This window comes from Frankia sp. Cppng1_Ct_nod, assembly GCF_920656135.1.
In the GTDB taxonomy this organism is placed as follows: domain Bacteria; phylum Actinomycetota; class Actinomycetes; order Frankiales; family Frankiaceae; genus Protofrankia; species Protofrankia meridionalis.
Genome location: NZ_CAKKTK010000010.1, coordinates 51,316 through 75,659, shown reverse-complemented (window position 1 = coordinate 75,659; position 24,344 = coordinate 51,316). Strand labels below are relative to the sequence as shown.

The 24,344-nt window shown below is 68.2% G+C and carries 26 protein-coding genes; 6 read left to right on the top strand and 20 right to left on the bottom strand.

Translation table 11 applies throughout. The annotated features are described in order from the left end of the window. Nucleotides 1-50 precede the first annotated feature (50 nt). Complete coding sequence (locus tag NBW77_RS05380) at nucleotides 51-1,064, bottom strand: tetratricopeptide repeat protein (protein ID WP_131748299.1); 1,014 nt, start codon at nucleotides 1,062-1,064, stop codon at nucleotides 51-53. A gap of 57 nt (nucleotides 1,065-1,121) precedes the next feature. Next, nucleotides 1,122-1,445: an MTH1187 family thiamine-binding protein gene (locus NBW77_RS05375; protein WP_250279357.1), complete on the bottom strand. Its 324-nt coding sequence runs from the start codon at nucleotides 1,443-1,445 to the stop codon at nucleotides 1,122-1,124. A gap of 206 nt (nucleotides 1,446-1,651) precedes the next feature. On the opposite strand from NBW77_RS05375, the gene NBW77_RS05370 reads away from it, so the two are divergent. Further along, a complete protein-coding gene (locus tag NBW77_RS05370) occupies nucleotides 1,652-3,178 on the top strand; it encodes a hybrid sensor histidine kinase/response regulator (protein WP_250279356.1) in 1,527 nt (508 codons plus the stop codon). A 15-nt stretch (nucleotides 3,179-3,193) separates the two neighbouring features. Here NBW77_RS05370 and meaB read toward each other — a convergent pair whose 3' ends face one another. Both meaB and NBW77_RS05360 read right to left on the bottom strand, forming a co-directional pair. After that, nucleotides 3,194-4,234, bottom strand: a complete 1,041-nt coding sequence (gene meaB, locus NBW77_RS05365) for a methylmalonyl Co-A mutase-associated GTPase MeaB (protein ID WP_175324773.1) — start codon at nucleotides 4,232-4,234, stop codon at nucleotides 3,194-3,196. Beyond that, nucleotides 4,231-5,415: an acetyl-CoA C-acetyltransferase gene (locus NBW77_RS05360; protein WP_131748301.1), complete on the bottom strand. Its 1,185-nt coding sequence runs from the start codon at nucleotides 5,413-5,415 to the stop codon at nucleotides 4,231-4,233. Before NBW77_RS05360 ends, meaB begins: the two co-directional genes overlap by 4 nt. Before the next feature lie 162 nt (nucleotides 5,416-5,577). Here NBW77_RS05360 and mce point away from each other — a divergent pair, with 162 nt between their 5' ends. Then, nucleotides 5,578-6,000 carry a methylmalonyl-CoA epimerase gene (mce, locus tag NBW77_RS05355; protein ID WP_250279355.1) on the top strand — a complete coding sequence of 141 codons (423 nt, stop codon included), beginning with the start codon at nucleotides 5,578-5,580 and terminating at the stop codon, nucleotides 5,998-6,000. 17 nt (nucleotides 6,001-6,017) lie between these two features. Here the strand turns inward: mce and NBW77_RS05350 are convergent, their stop codons facing one another. Further along, nucleotides 6,018-7,010, bottom strand: a complete 993-nt coding sequence (locus NBW77_RS05350; RefSeq protein WP_131748303.1) for a VCBS repeat-containing protein — start codon at nucleotides 7,008-7,010, stop codon at nucleotides 6,018-6,020. After that, complete coding sequence (locus NBW77_RS05345) at nucleotides 7,007-7,564, bottom strand: SigE family RNA polymerase sigma factor (protein WP_131748487.1); 558 nt, start codon at nucleotides 7,562-7,564, stop codon at nucleotides 7,007-7,009. Before NBW77_RS05345 ends, NBW77_RS05350 begins: the two co-directional genes overlap by 4 nt. A gap of 160 nt (nucleotides 7,565-7,724) precedes the next feature. Here NBW77_RS05345 and ccrA point away from each other — a divergent pair, with 160 nt between their 5' ends. Both ccrA and NBW77_RS05335 read left to right on the top strand, forming a co-directional pair. After that, nucleotides 7,725-9,062, top strand: coding sequence for a crotonyl-CoA carboxylase/reductase (gene ccrA / locus NBW77_RS05340; RefSeq protein WP_131748305.1), 1,338 nt, complete (start codon nucleotides 7,725-7,727; stop codon nucleotides 9,060-9,062). Between the two features lie 121 nt (nucleotides 9,063-9,183). After that, entirely contained in the window at nucleotides 9,184-9,840 is a 657-nt protein-coding gene (locus NBW77_RS05335; protein WP_131748307.1) for a DivIVA domain-containing protein, read from the top strand. Between the two features lie 55 nt (nucleotides 9,841-9,895). On the opposite strand, the gene NBW77_RS22275 is transcribed toward NBW77_RS05335, so the two are convergent. The 10 genes from NBW77_RS22275 to NBW77_RS05290 form a co-directional block, all read right to left on the bottom strand. Further along, nucleotides 9,896-10,177 carry an Rv1322 family protein gene (locus NBW77_RS22275; protein WP_131748309.1) on the bottom strand — a complete coding sequence of 94 codons (282 nt, stop codon included), beginning with the start codon at nucleotides 10,175-10,177 and terminating at the stop codon, nucleotides 9,896-9,898. After that, nucleotides 10,174-10,722, bottom strand: a complete 549-nt coding sequence (locus NBW77_RS05330; protein WP_131748311.1) for a YkvA family protein — start codon at nucleotides 10,720-10,722, stop codon at nucleotides 10,174-10,176. The genes NBW77_RS22275 and NBW77_RS05330 overlap by 4 nt, the downstream gene beginning before the upstream one ends. Nucleotides 10,723-10,839: 117 nt before the next feature. Beyond that, nucleotides 10,840-12,606 (bottom strand): 3-hydroxyacyl-CoA dehydrogenase family protein, encoded by a 1,767-nt coding sequence (locus NBW77_RS05325; protein WP_131748313.1) that lies wholly within the window; start codon nucleotides 12,604-12,606, stop codon nucleotides 10,840-10,842. A 365-nt stretch (nucleotides 12,607-12,971) separates the two neighbouring features. Next, complete coding sequence (locus NBW77_RS05320) at nucleotides 12,972-13,382, bottom strand: type II toxin-antitoxin system VapC family toxin (RefSeq protein WP_131748317.1); 411 nt, start codon at nucleotides 13,380-13,382, stop codon at nucleotides 12,972-12,974. Next, a complete protein-coding gene (locus NBW77_RS05315; RefSeq protein WP_207387160.1) occupies nucleotides 13,379-13,675 on the bottom strand; it encodes a hypothetical protein in 297 nt (98 codons plus the stop codon). The genes NBW77_RS05320 and NBW77_RS05315 overlap by 4 nt, the downstream gene beginning before the upstream one ends. 337 nt (nucleotides 13,676-14,012) lie before the next feature. Continuing rightward, complete coding sequence (gene nucS, locus NBW77_RS05310; protein WP_131748319.1) at nucleotides 14,013-14,675, bottom strand: endonuclease NucS; 663 nt, start codon at nucleotides 14,673-14,675, stop codon at nucleotides 14,013-14,015. 69 nt (nucleotides 14,676-14,744) lie between these two features. Beyond that, nucleotides 14,745-15,314: an HD domain-containing protein gene (locus NBW77_RS05305; RefSeq protein WP_131748321.1), complete on the bottom strand. Its 570-nt coding sequence runs from the start codon at nucleotides 15,312-15,314 to the stop codon at nucleotides 14,745-14,747. 66 nt (nucleotides 15,315-15,380) lie between these two features. Next, nucleotides 15,381-17,405 (bottom strand): ethylmalonyl-CoA mutase, encoded by a 2,025-nt coding sequence (locus tag NBW77_RS05300; RefSeq protein ID WP_131748323.1) that lies wholly within the window; start codon nucleotides 17,403-17,405, stop codon nucleotides 15,381-15,383. A 54-nt stretch (nucleotides 17,406-17,459) separates the two neighbouring features. Further along, entirely contained in the window at nucleotides 17,460-18,092 is a 633-nt protein-coding gene (locus tag NBW77_RS05295; RefSeq protein WP_131748325.1) for a hypothetical protein, read from the bottom strand. Between the two features lie 137 nt (nucleotides 18,093-18,229). Then, nucleotides 18,230-18,574, bottom strand: a complete 345-nt coding sequence (locus tag NBW77_RS05290; RefSeq protein ID WP_131748327.1) for an STAS domain-containing protein — start codon at nucleotides 18,572-18,574, stop codon at nucleotides 18,230-18,232. 342 nt (nucleotides 18,575-18,916) lie between these two features. Between NBW77_RS05290 and NBW77_RS05285 the strand changes: the two genes are divergently transcribed. After that, entirely contained in the window at nucleotides 18,917-19,345 is a 429-nt protein-coding gene (locus NBW77_RS05285; RefSeq protein WP_207387161.1) for a hypothetical protein, read from the top strand. 4 nt (nucleotides 19,346-19,349) lie between these two features. Here NBW77_RS05285 and murA read toward each other — a convergent pair whose 3' ends face one another. Next, a complete protein-coding gene (murA, locus tag NBW77_RS05280; RefSeq protein ID WP_131748329.1) occupies nucleotides 19,350-20,621 on the bottom strand; it encodes a UDP-N-acetylglucosamine 1-carboxyvinyltransferase in 1,272 nt (423 codons plus the stop codon). Nucleotides 20,622-20,767: 146 nt separating this feature from the next. On the opposite strand from murA, the gene NBW77_RS05275 reads away from it, so the two are divergent. Beyond that, nucleotides 20,768-21,340 (top strand): cob(I)yrinic acid a,c-diamide adenosyltransferase, encoded by a 573-nt coding sequence (locus tag NBW77_RS05275; protein WP_131748331.1) that lies wholly within the window; start codon nucleotides 20,768-20,770, stop codon nucleotides 21,338-21,340. Nucleotides 21,341-21,375: 35 nt separating this feature from the next. Here the strand turns inward: NBW77_RS05275 and NBW77_RS05270 are convergent, their stop codons facing one another. The 3 genes from NBW77_RS05270 to NBW77_RS05260 form a co-directional block, all read right to left on the bottom strand. Further along, nucleotides 21,376-21,651 carry a F0F1 ATP synthase subunit epsilon gene (locus NBW77_RS05270; RefSeq protein ID WP_131748333.1) on the bottom strand — a complete coding sequence of 92 codons (276 nt, stop codon included), beginning with the start codon at nucleotides 21,649-21,651 and terminating at the stop codon, nucleotides 21,376-21,378. 238 nt (nucleotides 21,652-21,889) lie between these two features. Next, on the bottom strand, nucleotides 21,890-23,329 hold the full coding sequence (atpD, locus tag NBW77_RS05265; protein ID WP_131748335.1) for a F0F1 ATP synthase subunit beta: 1,440 nt from the start codon (nucleotides 23,327-23,329) through the stop codon (nucleotides 21,890-21,892). Between the two features lie 115 nt (nucleotides 23,330-23,444). Continuing rightward, nucleotides 23,445-24,341 carry a F0F1 ATP synthase subunit gamma gene (locus NBW77_RS05260; protein ID WP_131748337.1) on the bottom strand — a complete coding sequence of 299 codons (897 nt, stop codon included), beginning with the start codon at nucleotides 24,339-24,341 and terminating at the stop codon, nucleotides 23,445-23,447. Nucleotides 24,342-24,344: the final 3 nt, after the last annotated feature.

Below are 24,344 nucleotides of genomic sequence, written 5' to 3'. Positions count from 1 at the left end.
GGATCGGCGGAGCCGAGCCGCCAGGAACCCCGGTTCCCTGAGCTGACGCCCTAGAAAAGCGCGGCCGACAACGCGCGCCGGGCAGGCGCAACCGCCGGCTCCTCATCCCCGAGCGCCTGGAACAGGCTGACGAGGTGGGCCCGCACCCGTTCCCGCTCGTCGCCGGCCGTCCGCCAGACAACGCTGACGAGCCGGTTCAGGCCCGTCTCGACCTCGCCCTTCGCGACCAGGACATCAGCCAGCATGACGGCTGCCTCGACATCGTCGGGGTCGGCCGACAACCGGCTGCGCAGGCTGGCGACATCGATCGTGGCCACCCGCTGGAAGAGTTCGACCCGGGCAAGTCCCAGGACCGCGTCCGCGTCGTCCGGAGCCTCGGCGAGCCTGGAACGGTAGGCCTCGGCGGCGGCATCGAGGTCGCCCTGGGTCAGAGCCTCCTCCGCCGCGTTGTGGTGCGGGTCCGCCAGGTCCGGGTCCGCACCCGCAGCCAGGCCGGCGGACGCCTCATCGACAAGGGTGAGTAGCTGGTCGAGCCAGCCTCGGACCTCGCGCTCGGGCACCGCTCCGGTGAACTCACCGATGATCCGACCGCCGACGACGGCCTTGACTGCGGGGATGCCCTGGACGCCCGCGGCCTGGGCGAGCTGCGGGTTGGCATCGACATCGATCTTCGCCAGCACCCAGCGCCCGCCGTCGGCCTCCGCCAACCGCTCCAGAATGGGGCTGAGCTGCTTACACGGACCACACCACGCAGCCCAGAAGTCGATGACCACCGGGGTCTGCATGGAGCGTTGCAGGACCTCGGTGGCGAACGTCTCCTCGCTGACGTCGATGATGACCGGTCCCGTCGGGGAACCGTCCCGCGGCGGTGTCGGCCGGGACCCGCCGACACCCGCTGGCGGTCTCGTCGGCGCCGGTTTCGGGTCGAGTGGGACCGCTCCGGCAAAACGCAGACTCGCAAGTTGACTGGGAAGCCGTGGATCGCCGGACACGGCGTTCCTCGACCCAGGTGGCACCGATCCCGGCGGGGGGGACCCAGGTGACATGGTTGACCTCCGTGGCATGCCCCCATCGTTGCATCTGAACAGCGATACCGGACACTGCCTCGGCACACCTGAGGTCTACGGTGCGTCAACCTCGCGAATCCGACCGGGCTCCGCCAGACGTCGTTCGATCGAGGCGACCTTCGCGTGCAGCGCGTCGGTGGTCCCGGCTCGGATGTCGGCCTTGAGGACCAGGCTCACCCGCCCGCACCTGGCAGACACGGCATCGACCGCCCCTCGTACGACGGCCATGACCTCGTCCCACTCCCCCTCGACCGTCGTGAACATCGCGTTCGTCTCGTTGGGCAGGCCGCTGGCCCGCACGACACGCACGGCTTCGGCGACCAGGTCGCCGACGTCCTCGCCGGCTCCGATCGGTGTCACGCTGAATGCTACGAGCATCCTTCAGACCTACCACGTCCCGCGGTGCCACGACAGCCACCAGCATCCACATGATCAAAAATGCCATTCGATGGATACCCTACGTAACATTTCAATTTCGGAGACGATGTGACCAAGCCCTCGACCAAACCCGGGACAACGCTCCCTGAAGGCACGCCCTACCATTGCCCGCCGTGGAGTGGAAAATGCGGGACGACGAGGCATAGGTGGTTCCCCGGACCCTCCTTGACGCGCTGACCAGCCCGGTGCTGATCGTCGGCGCGGACGGCCGTGTACTCGACGCCAGTGTCGCCGCGAGGACGTTCCTCGGCGAACGGCTGGCCGGGACAGTACAGCTCCGAGACCTGTCCGACCTGGTCGAAGCGTCATCACGAATCCGGCTACGTGACGACGTGCCGCGGGCCCTGGCCCGAAACAGCCAGTGGCGCGGCATGGTCGATCTTGTCGACGCAGCCGGCAACGTGGCTCCGTACCTGATCTCGGTACGGGTCGACCCGTCGGGTGGCCTGGTGATCGTCGCGCACGACACCGAGGACATCCGCGCCCGCGAAGCTGCCGAGCGTGAGTCACGCGCCAAGGACGAGCTGATCGCGAGACTCGGTCACGAGCTCCGCACACCCCTGAACGCCGTTCTCGGCTTCGCCCAGCTTCTGGAACTCGAGCCACTGCCACCGGAACTGCACGAGGACGTCGAACGCATCATCACCGGTGGCCGGCACATGCAGGCGCTCATCGACGACGTACTCGATCTCGCCAGGCTTCGAGCCGGTCGAGGTGACATCAACAAGGGACCGGTCAACCTCCTGGAGATCGTCCAGGGTGTCGTCGAGCTGGTCGAACCGCTTGCCGAACAGCGCAGCATCCGGCGGGTCATCTCCCCGGCCGAACCGCTGGTCGCCGACGCCGACCGGCGGCGGCTCTGGCAGGTACTACTCAATCTTGTCGGCAACGCCCTGAAGTACGGGCGTGAAGGCGGCAGCGTCCGGGTGGGGATCGTGCCCATCACGGGATCACGGGTACGCATCGAGGTCGAGGACGACGGCAACGGACTGCCCCCCGAGGCCATGGACAGGCTGTTCCGACCGTTCGAGCGGCTCGGAGCCGAGCGCAGCGGTATCGAGGGCAGCGGCCTGGGCCTGGCGCTGTCCCATGCCCTGGTCACAGCCATGGGCGGCGTTCTCACCGCGGCAAGTCGCTACGGTGTGGGCAGTGTCTTCGCGATCGTCCTGGACACCGTCGATGTCCGTTTCGACGACGACTACGACGACGACGACGACGGGTTCGGCCCGGCGCGCACCGTCCCGCGGACGGCTCCGGTGTCAGGAACAGCGCCGGAGTCAGGACCGCCGGCGGGCCGCGGCGGCCACCCCCGGGTGGTACATGTCAGCGGCGATCCCGCCACCCGGACGATGGTCACCCACGTGCTGCGCGACTCACTCGGCGCGGACACGGTCACGGTTCCACGCGCCGCCCTTGCGCTGGACGCGGTGCGGCGATCCCGACCGGCGCTGGTGCTCCTGGACCGGGACCTACCCGACTCCACGGCCGAAGAACTGCTGCGAACGCTTGCGGCGGACGCTCAGGCGGGGCTGGTGCCCGCCGTCGTCCTCACCATGGACGACGACCCACGAGACCTCCTGCGGCTGCGGCAGGCGGGCGCCGTGGACGTTGTCGGAGCACCCCTGGACGTCGACGCGGTGGTCGCCGCGGCAGGCCACCTCGCCGCACCCTGACCCGGTAGCGCCATCTCAGTCGTGAGACGCGGAAGAAGCCACGATCGTGCCTCCTTCGGCCAGGCCGGCGATCATTCGGTCAGCGGCCGTGTACGGATCGGTCGTACCCGCGACGACCTCGCCGGCCAGACCGTCGAGCAGAGATCCGTCGAACAGCTCACCCATGCGCGCCCGCAGCGCGGCAAGCGCGATCTGTTCGATCTCGTCGGCGGCCCGTCGGCGCCGGCGGGCCGCCAGGACGCCGTGCCCGACCATCCACGCACGGTGCTCGGCGATCGCGTCCACTATCTCGTCGATGCCGTCGCCCCGGGACGCCACAGCCTTCACCACCGGTGGGCGCCACTCCTCCTCGGTGGTCCGCGTTCCGCTCAACTGGATCATGTGTCTGAGCTCGCGGTAGGTGTGTTCCGCGCCGTCGCGGTCAGCCTTGTTGACCACGAACACATCCGCGATCTCCAGGATGCCGGCCTTCGCAGCCTGGATGCCATCGCCCATACCCGGTGCCAGGAGCACAAGCGTGCAGTCGGCCAGCGAGGCGATGTCCACCTCGGCCTGGCCCACGCCCACCGTCTCGACCAGCACCACATCGAATCCGGCGGCGTCGAGCACCCGTAGTGCCTGCGGGGTCGCCCACGACAGGCCACCAAGGTGCCCGCGGGAGGCCAACGACCGGATGTAGACCCCCGGGTCGGTGGTGTGTTCCTGCATCCGCACCCGGTCCCCGAGCAGCGCACCACCGGTGAACGGGGACGACGGGTCGATGGCGAGCACGCCGACCCGCAGGCCGCGGGCTCGGAACGCGCCGACCAGGGCGGACGTGGACGTCGACTTACCCACTCCGGGAGAACCGGTCAGGCCGATCACCTGTGCGCGGCCGATCCGCGGTGCCAGCAGAGCCATGATCTCTCGTAGCTGCGGGGAGGCATCCTCCACCAGGGAGATCAGCCTCGCGAGCGCCCGCGGGTTTCCGGTGACGGCCGCGTCCACCAGATCGGCGGCGGACGCGGCACGCAACCGGGCCGGCGGAGCCGGCGCCGAAACCGGAGCCGGGCTCACGCCGGGACGCGCAGCACGAGGGCATCGCCCTGACCGCCACCGCCGCAGAGTCCGGCCGCGCCGATACCGCCGCCGCGGCGCCGCAGCTCCATGGCGAGAGTGAGTGCGATCCGCGTGCCGGACATACCGACCGGATGCCCGAGGGCGATCGCGCCTCCGTTGACGTTGGTAACGTCCGGACCGATACCGAGGCCACGCATGGACTGGATGCCGACCACCGCGAACGCCTCGTTGATCTCAAAGAGATCAACGTCCGCGGGTGTCAGGCCCTCCTTGCGTAGCGCCGCCAGGATCGCGTTTGACGGCTGGGACTGCAACGACGAGTCCGGACCGGCGACAAAGCCGTGGTGGCCGACCTCGGCGAGGATCGGCAGGCCGAGTTCGACCGCTTTCGCCCGGCTCGTCACGACGACGGCGGCGGCACCGTCGGAGATCTGCGAGGACGACCCGGCCGTGATCGTGCCGTCCTTGGCGAAGGCGGGACGCAGTTTCGCGAGGGATTCGGAAGTTGTCTCACCCCGCACACCCTCGTCCTGGCCGACGAGCACAGGGTCGCCACGCCGCTGGGGCACCTCGACCGGGACGATCTCCTCGTCGAACAGCCCGTTCTTGATCGCCGCGGCGGCCCGTTGGTGAGACCGAGCGCTGAACTCGTCCTGCTCCTCGCGGCCGATGTCGAGCCCGGCGTTGTGCCGTTCGGTTCCCAAACCCATGGCGACCTGGTCGAACGCGCAGAAGAGGGCGTCGTGGGCGGTGGCGTCGAGCAACTCGGCGCTGCCGTAGCGGACGCCGGCACGCAGGGACGCCAGCAGGTGCGGAGCCTGCGTCATCGACTCCATACCGCCGGCCACGACGACGTCGAACTCACCGCTGGCGATATAGGTGTCGGCCAACGCGATCGCGTCCAGGCCGGAAAGGCAGACCTTGTTGACGGTGATCGCGGGCACATCCATCGGGATACCGCCCTTCACCGCGGCCTGCCGGGCGGTCATCTGACCCTGGCCCGCCTGGATCACATGCCCCATGATCACATAATCGACCTGCTCGCCGCTGATACCGGCCCGTGCCAACGCGGCCTTGATCGCGAATCCGCCGAGCTCCACGGCAGAGAAGCTCTGCAGCACGCCGGACAATTTGCCGATCGGTGTCCGCGCCCCGGCCACAATGACGGAACCAGGCATGGCTGGCCTCCTCGGAGTACGACAACAGGTCCTGCAACCATAACGTGATCTTGTCCAGGATGCCCTGCCGAGCAGAGAGGCCAGGCACATTCCCGCGGTCCAGGGCCTGACTGTGGCAGCATCGCGGCCACGACCGCGAGAGGAAGAAGGCACAGGTCCACGATGTTCACGAGAATCGACCACGTCGGCATCGCCGTACGCGACCTGGAGAAGTCCATCGTCTGGTACCAGACGATGTTCGGACTCACCGTGGTCGCCCAGGAGATCAACGAGGAGCAGAGCGTCCACGAGGCCATGCTCCTCGTCGATGACGGACCCCAGGGTGGGTCACACGTTCAGCTGCTGGAACCGACCAGGCAAGACTCGCCGGTCGGGAAGTACCTGGCCCGCCATGGCGAGGGTATGCACCATATCGCCTACGGCGTGGACGACGTCGAAGCGGCGATCGCGACCATGGCAACGTCAGGAATTCGGGTCCTCGACCGGAAACCGCGCCATGGGGCGATGAACTCCCGGATCGCGTTCATGCATCCGAAGGACACCGGTGGCGTGCTCACCGAGCTGGTGCAGGCTGTCAAACACTGAACCGGTACTGGTCTCGGCTATGCGATCCCGCAGCCGGCGGTGAAGGGTGACGGGGCCGAGGCCAGGTCCACCGTGGAGGACGTCGGCGAGCCGACCTTCGTGAACCCCACCTTCGTCAGCTGCCACGTGGTGGAGGTCACAGAGTAGATCCTGTCGACAGTGTTGTCGCCCGCGACGGCGGCGAAAGTCCCGGACTCACAGCGGAAGCCATCACCATGGGTGCCGTTGAGACCGGCATGCAACGGACTGCCGCTCACGACCTGCAACTGTCCGTTCGGGGCGAGCCTGATCACGCCGAAGTTCCTGGTGTCACCACTGCTGTCGGTCTGGACGATCAGCTCACCGTAGCCGTTGGCGTCGATGTCCACAACGGAGGCAGTCAGCGGTGACACCACCGCCGGCAACGTCACCGAGACCGTTCCGAGCCGGCTGAGCGCGACCACGATCGTGCTACCGGACAGACTCGGCGAGTCGATCACGCCGTCGCCGTCGATGTCGCCCGGCTTCGCCGGAAAGGACACCGGAGGAGGGAGGGTTGGAGAATTGACGTTACTCGGAGTGGTACTCGGTCGGGTGGCCGTTGCTGTCGATGCCGGCCCGGGACTCGCATCCGTCGCCGTCACCGCGGGTTCCGACCGGCCCGGTGTGGCCGAAGGCCGGACCCCGCCACTCCCCGTGGACCCGCCATGACCCGCCGGCTGCGAGGACGCACGGACCGCGGTCGTGTCCGTCACCGACTGGGTGAGCGGCGGCCGGGCTGGTTCGACCAGGTTGGACGAGGGCCGCGGATCGATTGCCACATAGGCAAAACCGATCAGGCCGGCCAGCGCCAGCCCACCGAAGGTCATCGCCGGAACACGCATCCGCCGTCTGCGGATGACCCCGCCGCGGATCCGGTTGTAGGCCTCCGGGGATGACCGAATCGGCTCGACCGCCTCGAACAGCAGGCGACGCAGCTCGTCCGGCCGTATTCCGTCGGGCCGTAGCTCGTCGGGTTCGAGCCCGCTCACCGCAGGCCCTCCAGCTTCGTGCCCAGCGCGGCCAGCCCCCGCGACGTGTATGCCTTGACCGACCCGACACTGCACCGCATGACCGCGGCCGCATCCGCCTCGGACAGGTCGGCGTAGTAGCGCAGAACCACCGCCTCACGCTGCCGGCGCGGCAGTTCCCGCAGGGCCTGCACGACCGCTGCACGCTCGACCAGCGTGTAGGCACCCTCCTCGGCGCTTGCCGCGTCCGGCATGGGCTTGGGCGCGTGCTTGAGAGCCACCAGCCGTCGTCGAAGCGTCGAGCGAGCGAGGTTCACAACCGTCTGCCGCAGGTAGGCGAGCGCCTTGTCCCTGTCCTGCAGACGTCCCCAGGCCGCGTGCACCCGGATATAAGCATCCTGGACGACCTCCTCGCACAGACCGAGATCGTCGAGAAGGAGCGCGGCAAGGCGCACAAGCGACCGGTAGTGCTCCGAATACAGCGCGGTGAGGGCAGCATCGGCGTCCCGCGCGACCTCGCTGCGGGCGGCCTCGCTCCGCGCAGGCACGGGCCGCCACCCCTCCACTACTGTCATGGGCGCGGTCACACCAGATCAGACGCGCTCCTACCCCCAATGGTTGCTCTCAGGTTGTATCGCTTTCAGGGCGGACGCACACCCCCAACCCCGCGACTCATAGGCATACCCGTCGGTAGCATCTGCCCGACGCCCACAGCTGACGCACGGGAGGTCGATCGTGAAGGAAATCGTCGACGCGATTCTCGCCGGTGACACCCCGCAAGAGGAGTTCGCGGCCCTTCCGATACCCGAGACGTACCGTGGTGCCGTCGTCCGCAAGGAGGACGTCGACATCTTCGCCGGGCTCGCGTCACGGGACAAGGACCCCCGGCGCTCCCTGCACCTGGACGACGTCGCCACACCGGAGCTTGGCCCGGGCGAGGCACTGGTCGCGGTGATGGCCTCGTCGATCAACTACAACACCGTCTGGACGTCGATCTTCGAACCGGTGCCGACCTTCGGCTTCCTGGAGCGCTATGGCCGGCTCTCCCCGCTCGGCAAACGCCACGACCTGCCGTATCACGTGGTCGGCTCCGACCTCGCCGGCGTTGTGCTGCGCACCGGCCCAGCAGTACACGTATGGTCGCCCGGCGACGAGGTGGTCGCCCACTGCCTGTCGGTCGAGCTGGAGCGTCCCGAGGGCCACGACGACACCATGCTCGACCCCGAGCAGCGCATCTGGGGCTTCGAGACGAACTTCGGTGGCCTCGCCGAGCTGGCCCTGGTCAAGGCGAACCAGCTGATGCCGAAACCCGCGCATCTGAGTTGGGAGGAGGCCGCCGCCCCGGGCCTGGTGAACTCCACCGCCTACCGCCAGCTGGTCTCGCACAACGGCGCGAACATGAAGCAGGGTGACGTGGTGCTCATCTGGGGCGCCAGCGGCGGCCTCGGCTCCTACGCCACGCAGATGGCCCTAAACGGCGGCGCGATCCCGGTCTGCGTCGTGTCGTCCCCCCAGAAGGCCGAGATCGTCCACCGGATGGGCGCCGACCTGATCATCGACCGGGCTGCCGAGGACTACCGGTTCTGGAAGGACGAGCACACCCAGGATCCCAAGGAGTGGCAGCGTCTCGGCAAGAAGATCCGGCAACTCACCGGCGGCGAAGATCCCGACATCGTCTTCGAGCACCCCGGACGGGAGACCTTCGGCGCCTCCGTCTACGTCACCCGGCGAGGTGGGACGATCGTGACCTGTGCCTCCACCAGCGGGTTCATGCACTCCTACGACAACCGCTACCTGTGGATGAACCTGAAGAAGGTGGTGGGGTCGCACTTCGCGAACTACCGCGAGGCCTGGGAGGCCAACCGGCTGGTCGCCAAGGGGCTCGTCCACCCGACGGTCTCCCGGGTATACCCGCTGGCCGAGACCGGCCAGGCCGCCTACGACGTCCACCGTAACCTCCACCAGGGCAAGGTGGGCGTGCTCTGCCTCGCGCCGCAAGAGGGTCTCGGCGTCCGCAACCCCGCGATGCGCGAGCGCCATCTCACCGGGATCAACCGGTTCCGTGGCATCTAGGGCGTGTTTCCTGGACGAAAACGCACCGATCGGACGCACTGTCCGGGAGACTCGGTGTCGATGGGTTCGCCCGCGGTCCCGAGGAGGTCCACATGATGGTGGTCTGGCACGCTGATGTCCCATGACCGAGCAAACCGATCTCATCCCGATGTCCGACGGCACTGACGCCGCTCCGGACTTCGATCTGGTCCGTCGCGGCTACGACCCACACCAGGTCAAGGCACATGTCAACTGGCTCGTGGAGCAGCTGCGAGAGGCCGAGTCGCACCGGGCGGCCGCTGAGGCCGCGGCATCCGAGGCCGCCACCGAGGCCGCCTCGGTGCGGGACGATCTCGCAGCCAACCGCCCGGCGTGGGAGGAGTTCGGCGGCCGGATCACGCAGATCCTCCAGCTCGCCGAAGAGGAAGCGGCTGTGGTGCGCGCCGAGCGGACGCGGGAGGCCGAGGTCGCGCTGGAGGAGGCTCGGCAGGTGCATGCCGATGCGGCGCGCACCCGCGAACGGACGGTTCGGGATGCCGAGAAAAAGGCCAAGGAGATCATTTCGGCAGCACAGGCGGAGGCGGAACACATCGTCTCGGATGCCCATACCACCGCCGAGGTAGCCGAGGACGAGTCACAGCGCCGGTTGGCCGATCTCGGCCGGCAACGCGACCAGGTGACCGCTCAGCTCGGCCAGCTGCGCGACCGGCTTGCCGCGGCCATGGCCCCGCTGGACCTCGGATCCGACCCGACGCCGGTGCTGCCCGGTAACGAGCAGCCGGCCACTGTCCGTTCCTGACCGCTGTCCGTTCCTGACCGCTGTCCGTTCCTGACCGTGGACTCGTCCTTGTTCATCACCGGCCCGGTTGGATCCGGCGGTCGCGGCGGGTCCAGCAGACCGTGTGCCAGTGCCTGCGGTCGGCGATCCGATCGTCCGGCCAGCACACCACATGCGGGGTCGCCGGCCGTATCTCCTGTTCGCAGCCTGGGCAGCGGTACTGCTTGCGCGCGGCCGCGCCGCTGATCCGACGTACGATCCAATCCCCGTCCGACCGCCGTTCGGTTGTTTCGGATCCGACGACGGCAGGCAACCTTGATACCTCCGCCCGCGCACGGCGGGGCCGCCTGCGGGTCATCGTGGGCGTGATGCCAGCGGACCCTCCGGGCTGCGGGACCGCGACCGGTCGGCCTCGGGCGTCCGATCGATGACTTCACCTTCGATAACGACAATGCGGTCGGAGCCGTCACCCCCGCGCGGCTGGTGGCGGTACCCCCCCAACCGGTCCACTGCCGAGTCCGCGAGCGTCTTCACCAGTTTCACCTTGCGGATCATCCCGCGTGGCGTCGCCAGAGCGGACGAGGTACCCAACATGATCTGGAAGGACCGGTCGCTGCCGCGCCAGTGCTCCCGAAGCACGGCCTCGCCCGCGCCCACCTGTAGGCGGCGGAACGCAAAAGCCACGATCGCGACATCGTCGAGCTGACCCACCACCGGAATCAGATTCGTCAGGCGATTGCGCGGCGACACCAGATAGGCGAGGGCCGCGGCCGCCTCCACCTTGGCCGACTGCGACACCCGCGGGTCGGTGAGGACCCGCCGCAGCATCACCACGAGATCAGGCACGAATGTCACGATCTCGCGGCCGACCTCCCGTGCGGAATCCCTGCCCAGCGAGACCATCGTGGCATCCTCCGATAGGACGATGGGAGACACGGCGTGTTCGGATGAATCACGCCGTCCGGCGCCATCGTAGGCGACGAAACGGACTCCCGGTCCGTACCGGTGATGATCCGACAATCAGTAGACCCGGAAGCCACGCCGGGTCTTGCGGCCGAGATACCCGGCTTTGACGAGGTGTTCCAGCAGCGGCGCCGGCGCGTAACCGGGCTCCCGGAACTCCAGGTACAGCGTCCGCTGAATGGCGAGTGTCACGTCCAGACCGACCACGTCGGCCAGCTCGAACGGCCCCATCGGGTGGCCGCAGCCGACCTTCATCGCGGTGTCGATGTCCTCGACGTCCGCGTAATGGGCCTCCAGCATCCTCACGGCGTCGTTGAGGTAGGGGAACAGCAGGGCGTTGACGATGAAGCCGGCCCGGTCGGCGCAGAACACCGGATGCTTGCCCGTCCGGCGTGACACCTCGAAGACCGTGGCGGTGACGTCGTCCGCGGTCAGGACGGTCGGGACGATCTCTACCAGCCGCATGACCTGTGCCGGATTGAACCAGTGCATCCCCACCACGTCCCCCGGGCGGGAGGTCGCGGTCGCGCATTCGATGACCGGCAGGGACGACGTGGTCGTCGCGAGGATCGCCCCGGGACGGACGACCGCGTCGAGCTCCGCGAACAGCGCCCGCTTGACCGCGAGGTCCTCGACGACCGCTTCGATGACGAGGTCGCAGTCTGCGAGCGCGGCCAGCTCGGTGCTTGCCTGCACCCGCGACAGGGTCGCGGCCCGGTCGTCCGATGAGATCCTGCCCTTCTCGACGCCCTTGTCCAGCGACCGTTCGAGCCGCTTGCGGACAGCGGCGATCTTCTCCTCGCCCCGCCCACGGAAGATCACATTGTAGCCGTTGCGGGCGCAGACCTCGATGATCCCGCCGGCCATGGTGCCGGTGCCGACGACACCGATGGTCTGGACCGCCCGGGTCTGCTCACCCGAGCGTCCGACCGAGGTGACGGCATCGACGATCTCGGGCGAGTCGGGGGCCGCGTAGGTGTAGAAGCCACGCCCGGTCTTGCGGCCGAGCATCCCGGCGGTGACGAGCTGCTTGAGCAGCGGCGCCGGGGCGTGCAGGTGGTCGCGGGAGGTGTGGTAGATCGAGTCGAGGATCTCGTAGGCGGAGTCGAGGCCGATCAGGTCGAGCAGCGCCAGCGGACCCATCGGGTGCGCGCAGCCGAAACGCATGGCCGCGTCGATGTCCTCGCGGGTGGCGTAGTGCGCCTCCAGCATCCGCACCGCGTTGTTGAGGTACCCGAACAGCAGGGCGTTGGCGATGAAGCCGGCCCGGTCCCCCGCGACCACCGCGGTCTTGCCGACCTTCGTGACGAGCGCTTCGACGTCCGCCAGCACGACCGGGTCGGTGACCACCGTACGGATGATCTCGACGAGTCCCATGACCGGCGCCGGGTTGAACCAGTGGGTGCCGACGACCCGGGACGGGCGGGAGGTGCCGGTGGCAAGCTCGGTGATCGACAGTGAGCTGGTGTTGGTGGCCAGGATGGTCCCGGACGGGCACAGCGTGTCCAGCTCGGCGAGCAGGGCCTGCTTGTCCTCGATCCGTTCGGGCACGGCCTCGATGACCAGTGGGCAGTCCGCGACGGCCGCGAGGTCGGTGCCGGCGTGGATCCGGCCGAGCAGGGCGTCCCGGTCCGCCTCGGTCAGCTTGCCGCCGCCGACCGCCCGGTCCGTGGAGTGCCGGATGTGGCCGAGTCCCCGTTCCAGGGTCTCGTCGTCGAGTTCGACGCCCACCACCTCGATGCCGGCGCGTGCCAGGACCTCGGCGATCCCCGCGCCCATGGTGCCGAGTCCCACCACGCCAACCTTCGTGAAGTTCTGCGCCATAGTGACCGCCCCTCTCGTCACTGGTCTTTATGCCCGCCGCCGGTGCGCGAATACTCCCAGATCTTCGACGCACAAGCGCGCGATCATCAACCGAAGCGACGCCTGTTGACAAAGAGAAAGTCACCTTCTGTGCCGGGAAATTTCACCCACCCCGACCTCCCCGGACCGCTCTGCGGCATACCTGGCGTCGGATCCGGGGAGCTCGCCGCGGTCGCCGGCGCGCTGTCGCATGCCGACGGGGCTGTCATGGCCTCGCTGCGGTCACCGCCACCCCGACTCGGATCCGCACAGGGTCCCGCGGCCCCGGTATGAGCACGAGACCGGCACGGACGGCCGTCGCGCATGCCATTGCAGGCCCTACTGAATCACGGTAGCAGCGTCAACGCCGGAACATGGCGAGGTTTGACCACGGTGAAGTGACGATGATCGATGGTGGCCACCCGTTCCGTTCCAAAGCGTTCGGCCACCGCGATGACCGACGCATCCACCGCGCCGAGCGGAAAATCCGCATACCTACGGACCAGATCCGCCATACGCACCGGATCGACATCAACAAGCGGGACAAGTTCGAAGGTTCCGCGTGCCGCCTCGTCAAGGAACGACGCTTCAACCTCTGGCCAGTCCTCCAGAAGCCAGCAGATTTCGGTGAGAACCGGGCTGGGTAGCAGGCGACGACCAGTGAGAGAGGCCAAAAACGAGGCACATTCGACATGCCGTTTGTCCCCTCGATCCAGCGCGGCGACCAAGGGGCCGGTATCCAGGACGGTGGTGGTCAAGCGGATCGGGGGTAACGGCGGCGCAGGCGTTCACGAATGTAGTCGTCGTGCCGTTCAGCGACATCACCACGCCCGGAATCGAAACAACCGATCAGCGCGAACAGACCTTCGGGAACCGGCTCCTCGTCGAGTTGCGGAGTGTTTGAGAGTGGCTCGACGACCTGGGACAGCTCCTCGTCCTGCGTCACGAGCAGACGAAGCCTCCGCACCTGGGCAAGGTTGAGCTGGTCTACCAGGTGGTGCATGTCCTCGTAGTCACGCGCGGCGTCCACAAGATGCAGTGTAGGCCGCACCGCCTGCCTGCATCGGTCCGATCCCACGTCTACGCCACGCCCAAAAAGCCACCTCATTTTAGGACACCCCACCGCCCGTGCTGTCCGACGCAGACCGAACACCGTTCCCCCACCGCAACCGGGGCGGCTCATCGCCATCGTCACCGGCCCGATCATGCGGCGTGAATCTCCGAGCCACCGGCCGAACCGGGACGAAGCTCCTTATCTCGCCCCATCTCACTTCGGACCACATCGAACGGATACGGGACGACCTGCGCGGAAAACGCGCGGTAGAAAGACCGGCGACGTGAAAAAGACACATCGGCCCGCGGGCAGCGTCATGCGCCCGCGGGAGGGGTCAGAAGAGGGTCGGATTCGCGGGCGCCAAACCGCGTAGGGCATCGTAGTCGACCGTGACACAGCCAAGACCGCGGTCCGCGGCGAGCAGCCGGGCCTGCGGGGTGATCGACTGGGCGACCAGGATCCCCCGCACCGGGTGCGGCAGGAACGGGTCGGCCTCCAATCGGACGAGATAGCGGGTCAGCTGCTCGACGCCGTCGATCTCGCCTTTACGCTTCACCTCGACCGCGATGCTCGCGCCGTCGGTGTCACGACAGAGCAGGTCGACCGGGCCGATGCCCGTCTCGTACTCGCGGCGCACCAGGGTGAGACCCTCGCGGATCGCATCCGGGCGTTGCGCGAGCAGCACCTGCAGATGCGCCTCGACGCCGTCCTTACGCAGACCCGGGTCCACGCCGAGCTCGTGCGACGAGTCGTGCATGATTTCTTCGAGGGTGATGACGAGCTGTTCGTCCGCGCGGTTCGTCACCCGCCACACACCGTCCGCCTCCGCGATGACGCACGGCGGGCTCATCCAGTTCAGCGGCTTGTAGGCCCGCCCGTCCGCATGGATGGACACCGACCCGTCCGCCTTCACCAGCAGCAGGCGGACCGCACTGGGCAGATGCGCGGTCAGCCGCCCCACGTAGTCGACGCTGCACCTGGCTATGACAAGACGCACGGTTAGGCACGTTACCGCGAGCGGCCACGATGGTCGCAGTCAGCCGGCCGGTCCGTGTCCACGTCGTGGTCACATGTCGTGGACACATGTCGTGGACACATGTCGTGGACACATGTCGGATGCGGCGCGAGCGTTCCGCTCGCGCTCGTCAACAAGATCGTCGAGTAGGCGGCTGCGGCCCGCGTAACGCAACACGTAGTGGTTCGCGAGATCCTCGGGCAACCTGGCCAGCCTCGCCGGGTCACTGTTGTCGGCCATGTCAGCCCGCTTCACGACGATAGCCAGGTCGTTGGCTGCAACGCGGGCAAGGTAGTCCTCCACCGACTCGGCAGGACGGTGGCTCAGCGCGTCGACAGCGGCGACGACCTCGGGCGGGTAGCCGAGGGACGCCAGGTCCTCCAAGGCGAGGTCCGTGTCCTCGACGACGTCATGGAGGACCGCGACCAACTGGGCCTGGACCCTGTCCACCCCGGTCTCGGCCACACTGTCGGCAACTGCGCGCATCACCCGCAGCGGGTGACCGATGTACTGCTCGCCGACCTTGTCGAGCTGGCCGGCATGGGCGCGGGTCGCCAGCTCCACCGCGTCCTCCAGTGACGGTTCGGATGACGGTTCGCCGGGACCTCTGTCCACGCCCATGTCTGGTGACGGTACCCACTCCTGGCTGCAGCACACGACGGGCGTTCGCGGCGATCGGGATGACGCTCAGCCGAGAGGAGTCAGGCCGTTCGCGGTGCGAATCACGTCCACGACCCCCCGCATGATCTCGGTGATACCGAAGTCCTTCGGCGTGTAGACCGCGGCAACGCCCAGTGCCTCCAACCACTCGGCGTCCGCCGCCGGGATGATGCCACCGACCACGACCGGCACATCGCCGACGCCGGCCGCGCGCAGCCCGTCGAGAACCTGGGGCACCAGTTCCATGTGCGAACCGGACAATATCGACAAGCCCACGACGTGGACGTCCTCCTCGACCGCCGCGGCGACGATCTGCGCCGGGGTCAACCGGATGCCCTGGTACACCACTTCGAACCCGGCGTCACGGGCCCGCACGGCGATCTGCTCCGCGCCGTTGGAATGCCCGTCCAGGCCCGGCTTGCCGACAAGGAACTTCAGTCGGCGCCCGAGCTCCCGCCCGGTCGCGGCAACCTGCTCCCGGACGTCGGCGAGCTGCTGGCCGCCCGCATGGACGGGGGCGCCGGACACACCGGTCGGCGCCCGGTACTCACCGAAGGTGTCTCGCAGCGTGCCGGCCCACTCCCCGGTGGTGACGCCCGCTCGGACGCAGGCCAGCGTCGCGGCCATCAGGTTCGTGTCGGTCTTGGCCGCGTCGCGCAGCCCCCGCAGAGCCTCGTCCGCGGCACGTGGGTCACGCCCCGCCCGCCAGGCCGCGATATCGACGCGGGCGGCATCCTCGACCGCCGGATCCACCGTCTGGATCGCCGTGGTCAGGTCGGCGAGCAGCGGGTTCGGTTCGGTGGAGGTGAACGTGTTCACACCGACCACGACGTCCTCGCCGGACTCGATGCGTATCCGCCGGGCTGCCTGCGAGGCGACGAGCTCGGACTTCATGTAACCGCTCTCGACCGCGGCGACCGCGCCGCCCATGGCCTGCACCCGGTCCATCTCGGCCTGGGCTGCGTCGACCAGCTCGCCCACCCGCCGTTCGACGACGAGGGATCCCTCGAAGAGGTCCTCGTATTCCAGCAGGTCGGTCTCAAGGGCGAGGATCTGCTGGATGCGCAGGGACCACTGCTGGTCCCATGGCCTCGGCAGGCCGAGGGCCTCGTTCCACGCGGGCAGCTGAAGCGCCCGGCAACGGGCGTCCTTCGACAGCGTCACGCCGAGCGCCTCCAGCACGATCCGGATGACGTTGTTCTCCGGCTGCGCCTCGGTCAGCCCGAGGGAATTGACCTGGACGCCGTAGCGGAAGCGCCGGTGTCGAGGGTCCTCGACCCCGTACCGGGTGCGCAGCAGGGTGTCCCACAGCCGAACGAACGCCCGCATCTTGCACATCTCCTCGACGAAGCGGACGCCCGCGTTGACGAAGAACGACATGCGGGCGCACACCTCGCCGGTGCGCTCCGGTGGCACCTGCCCCGAGGCGACCACCGCGTCGAGCACGGCGATCGCCGTGCACATCGAGTAGGCGATCTCCTGGATGGGGGTGGCACCGGCCTCCTGCAGGTGGTAACTGCAGATGTTGATCGGATTCCACTTCGGGATCTCGGTCACCGTGTAGGCGACCATATCCGTGATCAGCCGCAGGGACGGGGCCGGCGGGAACACGTACGTCCCGCGGGAGAGGTACTCCTTGATGATGTCGTTCTGGGTCGTACCGACGAGCCTCGACGGGTCGGCCCCCTGTTCCTCGGCGACAACCTGGTAGAGCGCGAGCAGCCACATCGCCGTCGCGTTGATCGTCATCGAGGTGTTCATCCGGCCGAGCGGAATGTCACGGAAAAGCGCCCGCATATCACCGACATGCGCGATCGGCACGCCTACCTTGCCGACCTCGCCACGGGCGAGTTCGTGGTCGGGGTCATAACCGGTCTGGGTCGGCAGGTCGAACGCGACCGACAGGCCCGTCTGCCCCTTGGCGAGGTTACGGCGATAGAGCGCGTTGGTCTCCACCGGACTGGAATGACCCGCGTAGGTACGGATGATCCAGGGTCGGTCCCGCTGCGGACGAACCTGCTCCGACCGGTCCTGCCGCGCCGCGTCCGCCATCGCCACACCCTCCCGAAGGGTTGTCGGATGGCAGGAGCGTACCGGGGGGTAAGGTCACGCGCCCGAGCAGAGAGCCGGACGTCCCTTCCAGGCGGTGAACAGTGCGGGCGGCAGACTGTCACAGGCACCCGGCCCGTCCACGACCGGCTTCCAGGGGCTGTCCCTCGTCCGCTTCCACACATGCGGGTTGGCCGCCGGCACGCCCGTGACCTGCGCGAGACCGACAGCCCAGTACTCGTCGGAGGCGCTGTCCCGGCCTTCGACAGCACCGTAGAAGAGCTTCCCCTGCGGGATGACCACATCCGCGGCGGTCAACCGCTCGGCACCGGCGGTTTTTCGCAGGGCGGCCGCGAGGCTCGCGCTGAAAGCGAGCCGGTCCTGCTCCCGAACCATCATCTGATGCGGCGTCCCGGGCTGCCGGCTGCCCTCCCAGGAGGCCGGGTCCATGGCTGGTTGCACCTCGGCGGGAGGCGCGGCGGTGGTCGGCACGACCTGTGGCGTGGTCCTGCCACCCGGTGCGGTCACCAGACCGATAATCACTCCCAGGACGATCGCCCCGGCGAAAGCCACCGCAATGACAAGTGGGCGCCGCTGGTCCACCGGTTGGCCGCCACTTCTTCGGTACGCCCGGCCTCGGTACGCCCGACCGCCCGCTGGACTCAGCCGCTCCGCATCGACGTCGAGCATGTCCCTCCCCGTCCGGACCCATCATTCCATGCCGGACGTCAACGTCATGGCGCCAGGGGGGTCCTGTGTCGCCCGGGGGCATGGCGACCGGGGCCCGCCCCAGGCCGAGGCGGACCCGGTCGGGCACCGCATCCCAGTCAGGCGTGACCCATGTGCAGCAGGTCCGCATCCTCGACCCGCAGGATGCGCCCGAGACGGTTGGCAGCCAGCAGCTTCCCCAGGGCCGCGGGAACCTCCACCAGGACCATGGACCGCCCGGCACGCCGCGCCCGCAGTGCCCCGCCCAACAGGACACCGAGCCCCGCATGGTCGACAAGCTCCAGGCCCGACACGTTCACCCGTAGTTGCCCGACGCCTCCGTCGATCGCGGTATGCAGCCGCAGTCGCAGATCACCGACCGTCCGCACGTCGACCCTGCCGCCCAGCCGCATGGTCTGGATCTCCCTGCGGCCTTCGTTGCGGAACATCACATTCTCGGTCATTCGACCTCCTGTCCCCCCGATCCACGCCCCGATCGGTCGGACGCCGACGGCATGTCCGGCGATCAGGCGTTGTCGGCCGCGACCGGAGCGCACCCCGGTCGCCGATTCACATAACCTTCCTGCCGGTCGGTGCCGCGCCGGCCACCCGGCGTACCACGCGTCACTTACAGCGTCAGTGTCCATAGTCGCAGAGTGGCCGCGCACACGCGGCGGCGCAGCTGGCCCCTGCTCTCGGATCGGTCCGCGTCGCGGACAGCCGGTACCGCACCGTCAGGACGCGCCTGGGCAACTGCGACGCGATCCACGTTTGAACGCCTGCGCGGAAGCCGCGGCGCTGAGACGATGAAGACCGTCCGGCCCGCCGGCCCGGACAGCCGGGAGGTGACCATGCCACTGAACAGCCTGCACTACACGATCGGCCCGGCCATCGCCGTCGCCGCCACGGCCGTGCTTGTGGCGGTGTGCCGATGGGTGTTCTCTCCAACCCGAACGCGTGGTTATCCGGGCGTCTCCCCCTACCAGGCCGACTTCGGCATGCTGGTGCCCGTGGCAACACTACGCACACCGTCCGAAGCGGACCGGCTGCGCCAGGTTCTCCGTCAGCACGGGATCCGATCGACGTCAGGGGCCACGTCGCCCGGTCCCGTCCAGGTGGACACCGACGGGCACATCCGCCGCCACCACATCTCGGGGTGGCACGTGATGGTGTTCCCCGAGGACTCGCCGAGGGCGCGTGCCGTCCTGGCGGGCACCGAGCGGGACTGGGCCTGACCGCTCAGCGCGCGGCGGGCGGTTCCCGCCGGACGTTCGCGCCAAGGTCTCGCAGCTGCTCGACGAAACCCGCGTAACCGCGGTCGATATGGTGAACCTCACTCACATCCGTGGTCCCGTCGGCTACCAGACCGGCGAGCACAAGCCCGGCTCCCGCCCGGACGTCCGAGGCCACCACGGGCGCGCCGACCAGCCGGTCGGTGCGGCGAACGACCACGTGGTGACCGTCTGTACGCAGATCCGCGCCGAGCTTCAACAGCTCACGGCAGAACACGAAACGGCTGTCAAAGACGTTCTCGGTGATGAGGGAGACCCCTTCGCTGACCGCTTCCAGGGCGATGGTCTGCGGCAGGAGATCCGTCGGAAAGCCCGGGTAGGGCAGGGTCACCACGTCGATCGAGCGCGGCGGCCGGTCCGCCACCACCCGGAAGCCGTCACCGCGGACGTCCACGGTGGCACCCGCCGTCGTCAGCTTGTCAAGCACGATGTCGAGGTGGTCGGCACGACCGCCCCGAATCAGCACATCACCGCCTGTCATCAACGCGCCGATGGCAAAGGTCCCGGCGACGATGCGGTCCGCAACGGTGTCGTGCACGGTCGGCCGCAGTTCGTCGACGCCGTCGATGACCAGCGTGGACGTGCCCGCTCCGTCGAGCTTCGCGCCCATCGCCGTGAGCATCGCGCAGAGATCGGCGATCTCTGGTTCACGAGCGGCATTATCGATCACCGTGGTGCCCTTGGCCAGCGCCCCGGCCATCATGAGGTTCTCGGTGGCGCCGACACTGGGGAAGTCCAGCCAGATCGAGGCCCCCTGCAGGCGGCCGGACGACCGGGCCACCAGGGTCCCGGCCTCGACGTCCACCACGGCTCCGAGCTTCGTCAGCCCGTTGACGTGCATGTCGAGCGCGCGCGCACCGATCGCGTCCCCTCCCGGCAGCGCCACCCGCGCCTCACCGCAGCGGGCGACCAGCGGCCCGAGCACGACGACCGACGCCCGGATCCGCCGGACGATGTCGCTGTCGGCCGCCGCGCCGGGCCTTGCCGGCACGTCGATCGACAGTGATTCCCGGGTCAGGTCCCGGTCGACAGCAGCCCCGAGCGCTCGCAGCACATCGGCCATGACCTCGACGTCGAGAATGTCAGGCACGGCGCGAAGAGTCGTCCGGCCGTGAGCAAGCAGGCTCGCGGCCATCAGTTTGAGTACGGAGTTCTTCGCTCCCGGGACGCCTACCTCGCCGGCAAGCCGAGACCCGCCCGTGACGAGGAAGCGTTCCACGGGACTCGATGCTATGGCCTTGCCGCCCGGTCTTCAGTGCCGGCCGGCCGGCACGGTGAGGCCAGGTCGGCACACCCAGTCCTTGCCAGCTCAGCGCAGCCAGCTCGGCGCCCGCAGCCGAACCGGTTCGGCATAGTGTGACTGCCATGGCCATCCACCTGACCCGGATCTACACCCGGACCGGGGACGACGGGACGACCGCTCTCGGCGACATGTCCCGGGTCCGCAAGACCGACCCACGACTCGCCGCCTACGCGGACGTGGACGAGGCCAACGCGGCGATCGGCGTGGCGCTGGCGCTCGGAGCACTCGCCGAGGACGTCCGGGCGCTGCTCGCCCAGGTACAGAACGACCTCTTCGACCTCGGGGCGGACCTGTGTACGCCTGTCGTGGAAAATCCCGGGTTCCCACCACTGCGGGTGACCGAGGCCTACGTCGAGCGCCTCGAGGAGGCCTGTGACCACCACAACAAGGACCTGCCCAAACTGGACTCGTTCATCCTGCCCGGCGGCTCGCCGGGCGCCGCGCTGCTGCATGTGGCACGGACGGTAACCCGTCGCGCCGAGCGTTCCACCTGGGCACTGATGGAGCACGATCCCGACCGCACCGGTGCCCTGCCCGCCCGTTACCTGAACAGACTTTCCGATCTCCTGTTCATCCTCTCCCGGGCAGCCAACCCCGGTGGGGATGTCCTGTGGAAGCCGGGTGCCAACCGCTGAGAGTCCTCACCGCAGGCCCCGGCGACGGCCAATGGTCAGGATTGGGCGGATCCGGCCGACAGGACCGCGTGTTCCGCGAGGATGCTGACGCCCTGCTTGGTCACCGACAGGAATCCACCATCCACCGCGACGGTCACGGTGCTCCCGCCGGTTTTCACCCGTACTTCACCGTTCGTGACGAGAACACCGAGCAGCGGAACGTGCCCCGGCTGCACACCGATCTCGCCTTCCGTGGTCCGGGCCACGACCATGTCGGCCTCTCCCGACCAGACTTCCTTCTCCGGCGAGACGATCGCCACGCGCATCGGCATCCCGCTGCCGTCCTTCCCGCTGTCGTCGGTCCTCGGTGCCGTCGTTCAACGGCTTGTCGTGCAACGGCTTGTCGTTCATGGAAGCTGTCGCCGGTCGGTCCCGCCTCGGCAACGACCGGTCGCGGAGCCGATCCAGCTCGATGACCCGCAGGCCACGGACCCGGACCGGCCGGCGGCGCGAGGCAAGCAATGATCGCGCCGCCTCCGGCTGTGGAGGCTCCAGCCTCCGGAAGTGGTTCTAGAGGTCCTTCGCCTTCTTCTCCGCGTCCTCGATCCCACCGCACATGAAGAACGCCTGTTCCGGAAGGTGGTCGTACTCCCCCTCGGTCAGCTTCTTGAACGACTTGATCGTGTCCTCAAGCGGGACGAAGGTACCCGGGATACCGGTGAACTGCTCCGCGACGAAGAACGGCTGCGACAGGAAGCGCTGGATACGCCGCGCCCGATTGACGAGGATCTTGTCCTCTTCGGAGAGTTCGTCGATACCGAGAATCGCGATGATGTCCTGCAGGTCCTTGTAGCGCTGCAGGATGCGCTGCACCTCGCGCGCCACGTCGTAGTGCTCCTGGCCGAGATAGCGGGCGTCGAGGATGCGGGAGGTGGAGTCGAGCGGGTCCACGGCCGGGTAGATTCCCAGGTCGGAGATGGCACGGGAAAGCACCGTGGTCGCATCGAGATGGGTGAACGTCGTGTGCGGGGCCGGGTCGGTGATGTCGTCCGCCGGGACGTAGATCGCCTGCAACGAGGTGATGGAGTGGCCACGCGTCGAGGTGATGCGCTCCTGCAGGACACCCATCTCGTCGGCGAGGGTGGGCTGGTAGCCCACGGCGCTCGGCATCCGTCCGAGCAGGGTCGAGACCTCCGAGCCGGCCTGGGTGAACCGGAAGATGTTGTCGATGAACAACAGCACGTCCTGCTTCTGGACGTCCCGGAAGTACTCGGCCATGGTCAGCGCGGCGAGCGCGATCCGCAGCCGGGTGCCGGGTGGCTCGTCCATCTGGCCGAAGACCAGCGCGGTGTCGTTGATGACGCCGGCCTCGGTCATCTCCAGGAACAGGTCGTTGCCCTCACGGGTCCGTTCGCCGACTCCGGCGAACACCGACACACCACTGAACTGCTTGGCAACACGGTTGATCATTTCTTGGATGACGACCGTCTTGCCGACACCGGCACCACCGAACAGGCCGATCTTCCCGCCACGCACGTACGGTGCCAGCAGGTCGATGACCTTGATGCCGGTCGGGAACATCTCGGTCTTCGACTCAAGCTGGTCGAACGCGGGCGCCAGTGCGTGGATCGGCATGCGCACGTCGGTATCGACGCTGTCGACGTCGAGCGGCTCGCCGAGCACGTTGAACACGTGCCCCTTGGTGGCGTTGCCGACGGGAACCGTGATCGGTGAACCGGTATCGTGGACGGGTGCTCCACGCACCAGACCGTCGGTCTGCTGCATGGAGATCGTTCGGACGGTGTTGTCACCGATGTGCTGTGCGACCTCGAGCGTCAGCGTCGCGGTCTGCCCGTTGATGGTGCGGTCGACGCGCAGTGCATGGTAGATCTCGGGGATCTCCTCGGGCGCGAACTCCACATCGACGACCGGGCCGATGACACGGGAGACCCGGCCGGTCCCAGGGGCCTTGCCCTCCGCCGCGGCGGGCGAGGTGGTGGTGACGGTCATGGTGTCCTCAATTTCATCTTCAGTTCCATCTTCGTGCCCTCCGCCGCCGGCGACTCCGCCAGGATGCCTGGATGCCAGCGACTTCGGGTGTTCTTCGGTGGACGGTCGTCGATGTCTACGATGCCTGGGCGAGTGCGTCGGCGCCGCCGACGATCTCGGAAATCTCCTGGGTGATCGCGTCCTGGCGGGCGGCGTTCGCGCGCCGGGTGTAAGTCTTGATCAGTTCTCCGGCATTGTCGGTCGCGGACTTCATCGCCCGCTGGCGTGCCGCCGACTCCGACGCCGCGGACTCGAGCAGCGCCGCGTACAGACGGCTCTCCACATAGCGGGGAAGCAGCGCGTCGAGCACGCCCTCGGGAGACGGCTCGAACTCGTACTGCGGGAGCGGGCCTCCTGGCGGGGGTTCGGAGGTCGCCTCAAGTACCAGCGGGAGGATGCGGTGCGCGACCGGCCGTTGCGTCAGGGTGTTGACGTATTCGGTGTAGACGACGTGGATCTCGTCCACGCCGCCCGCGTCCGTCGACTCCACGAACCGGGCGATCAGCGCGTCCGCTACTTCTTTGGCGTTGTCGTAGCTCGGCTGCTCGGAGAATCCGGTGAAGTCCCCGCCCAGCTCCCGGCCACGGAAGCGGTAGTAGGTCACGGCCTTGCGGCCGACCGCGTACAGCACCGGCTCCTTGCCCTCGGACCGCAGCAGTTCCAGCAGCTCACCGGTCCGACGAAGCACGTTGGCGTTGTAACCACCGGCAAGCCCGCGGTCGCTGGTGACCACGAGGACCGCCACCCGCCGCGCATCGGTGTGCTCGGTCGTCAGCGGATGGCGGATCGACGTCTGCGAGGCAACCGCCGAGATCACCCGGGTGATCTCATCTGCGTACGGCCGGGAAGCGGCAACCCTCGCCTTGGCCTTCACGATCCTGGATGCGGCGATGAGTTCCATCGCCCGAGTGATCTTCTTGGTCGACTGTACCGAACGGATGCGGCGCCGGTACTCGCGGAGCTGGCCGGCCACGGT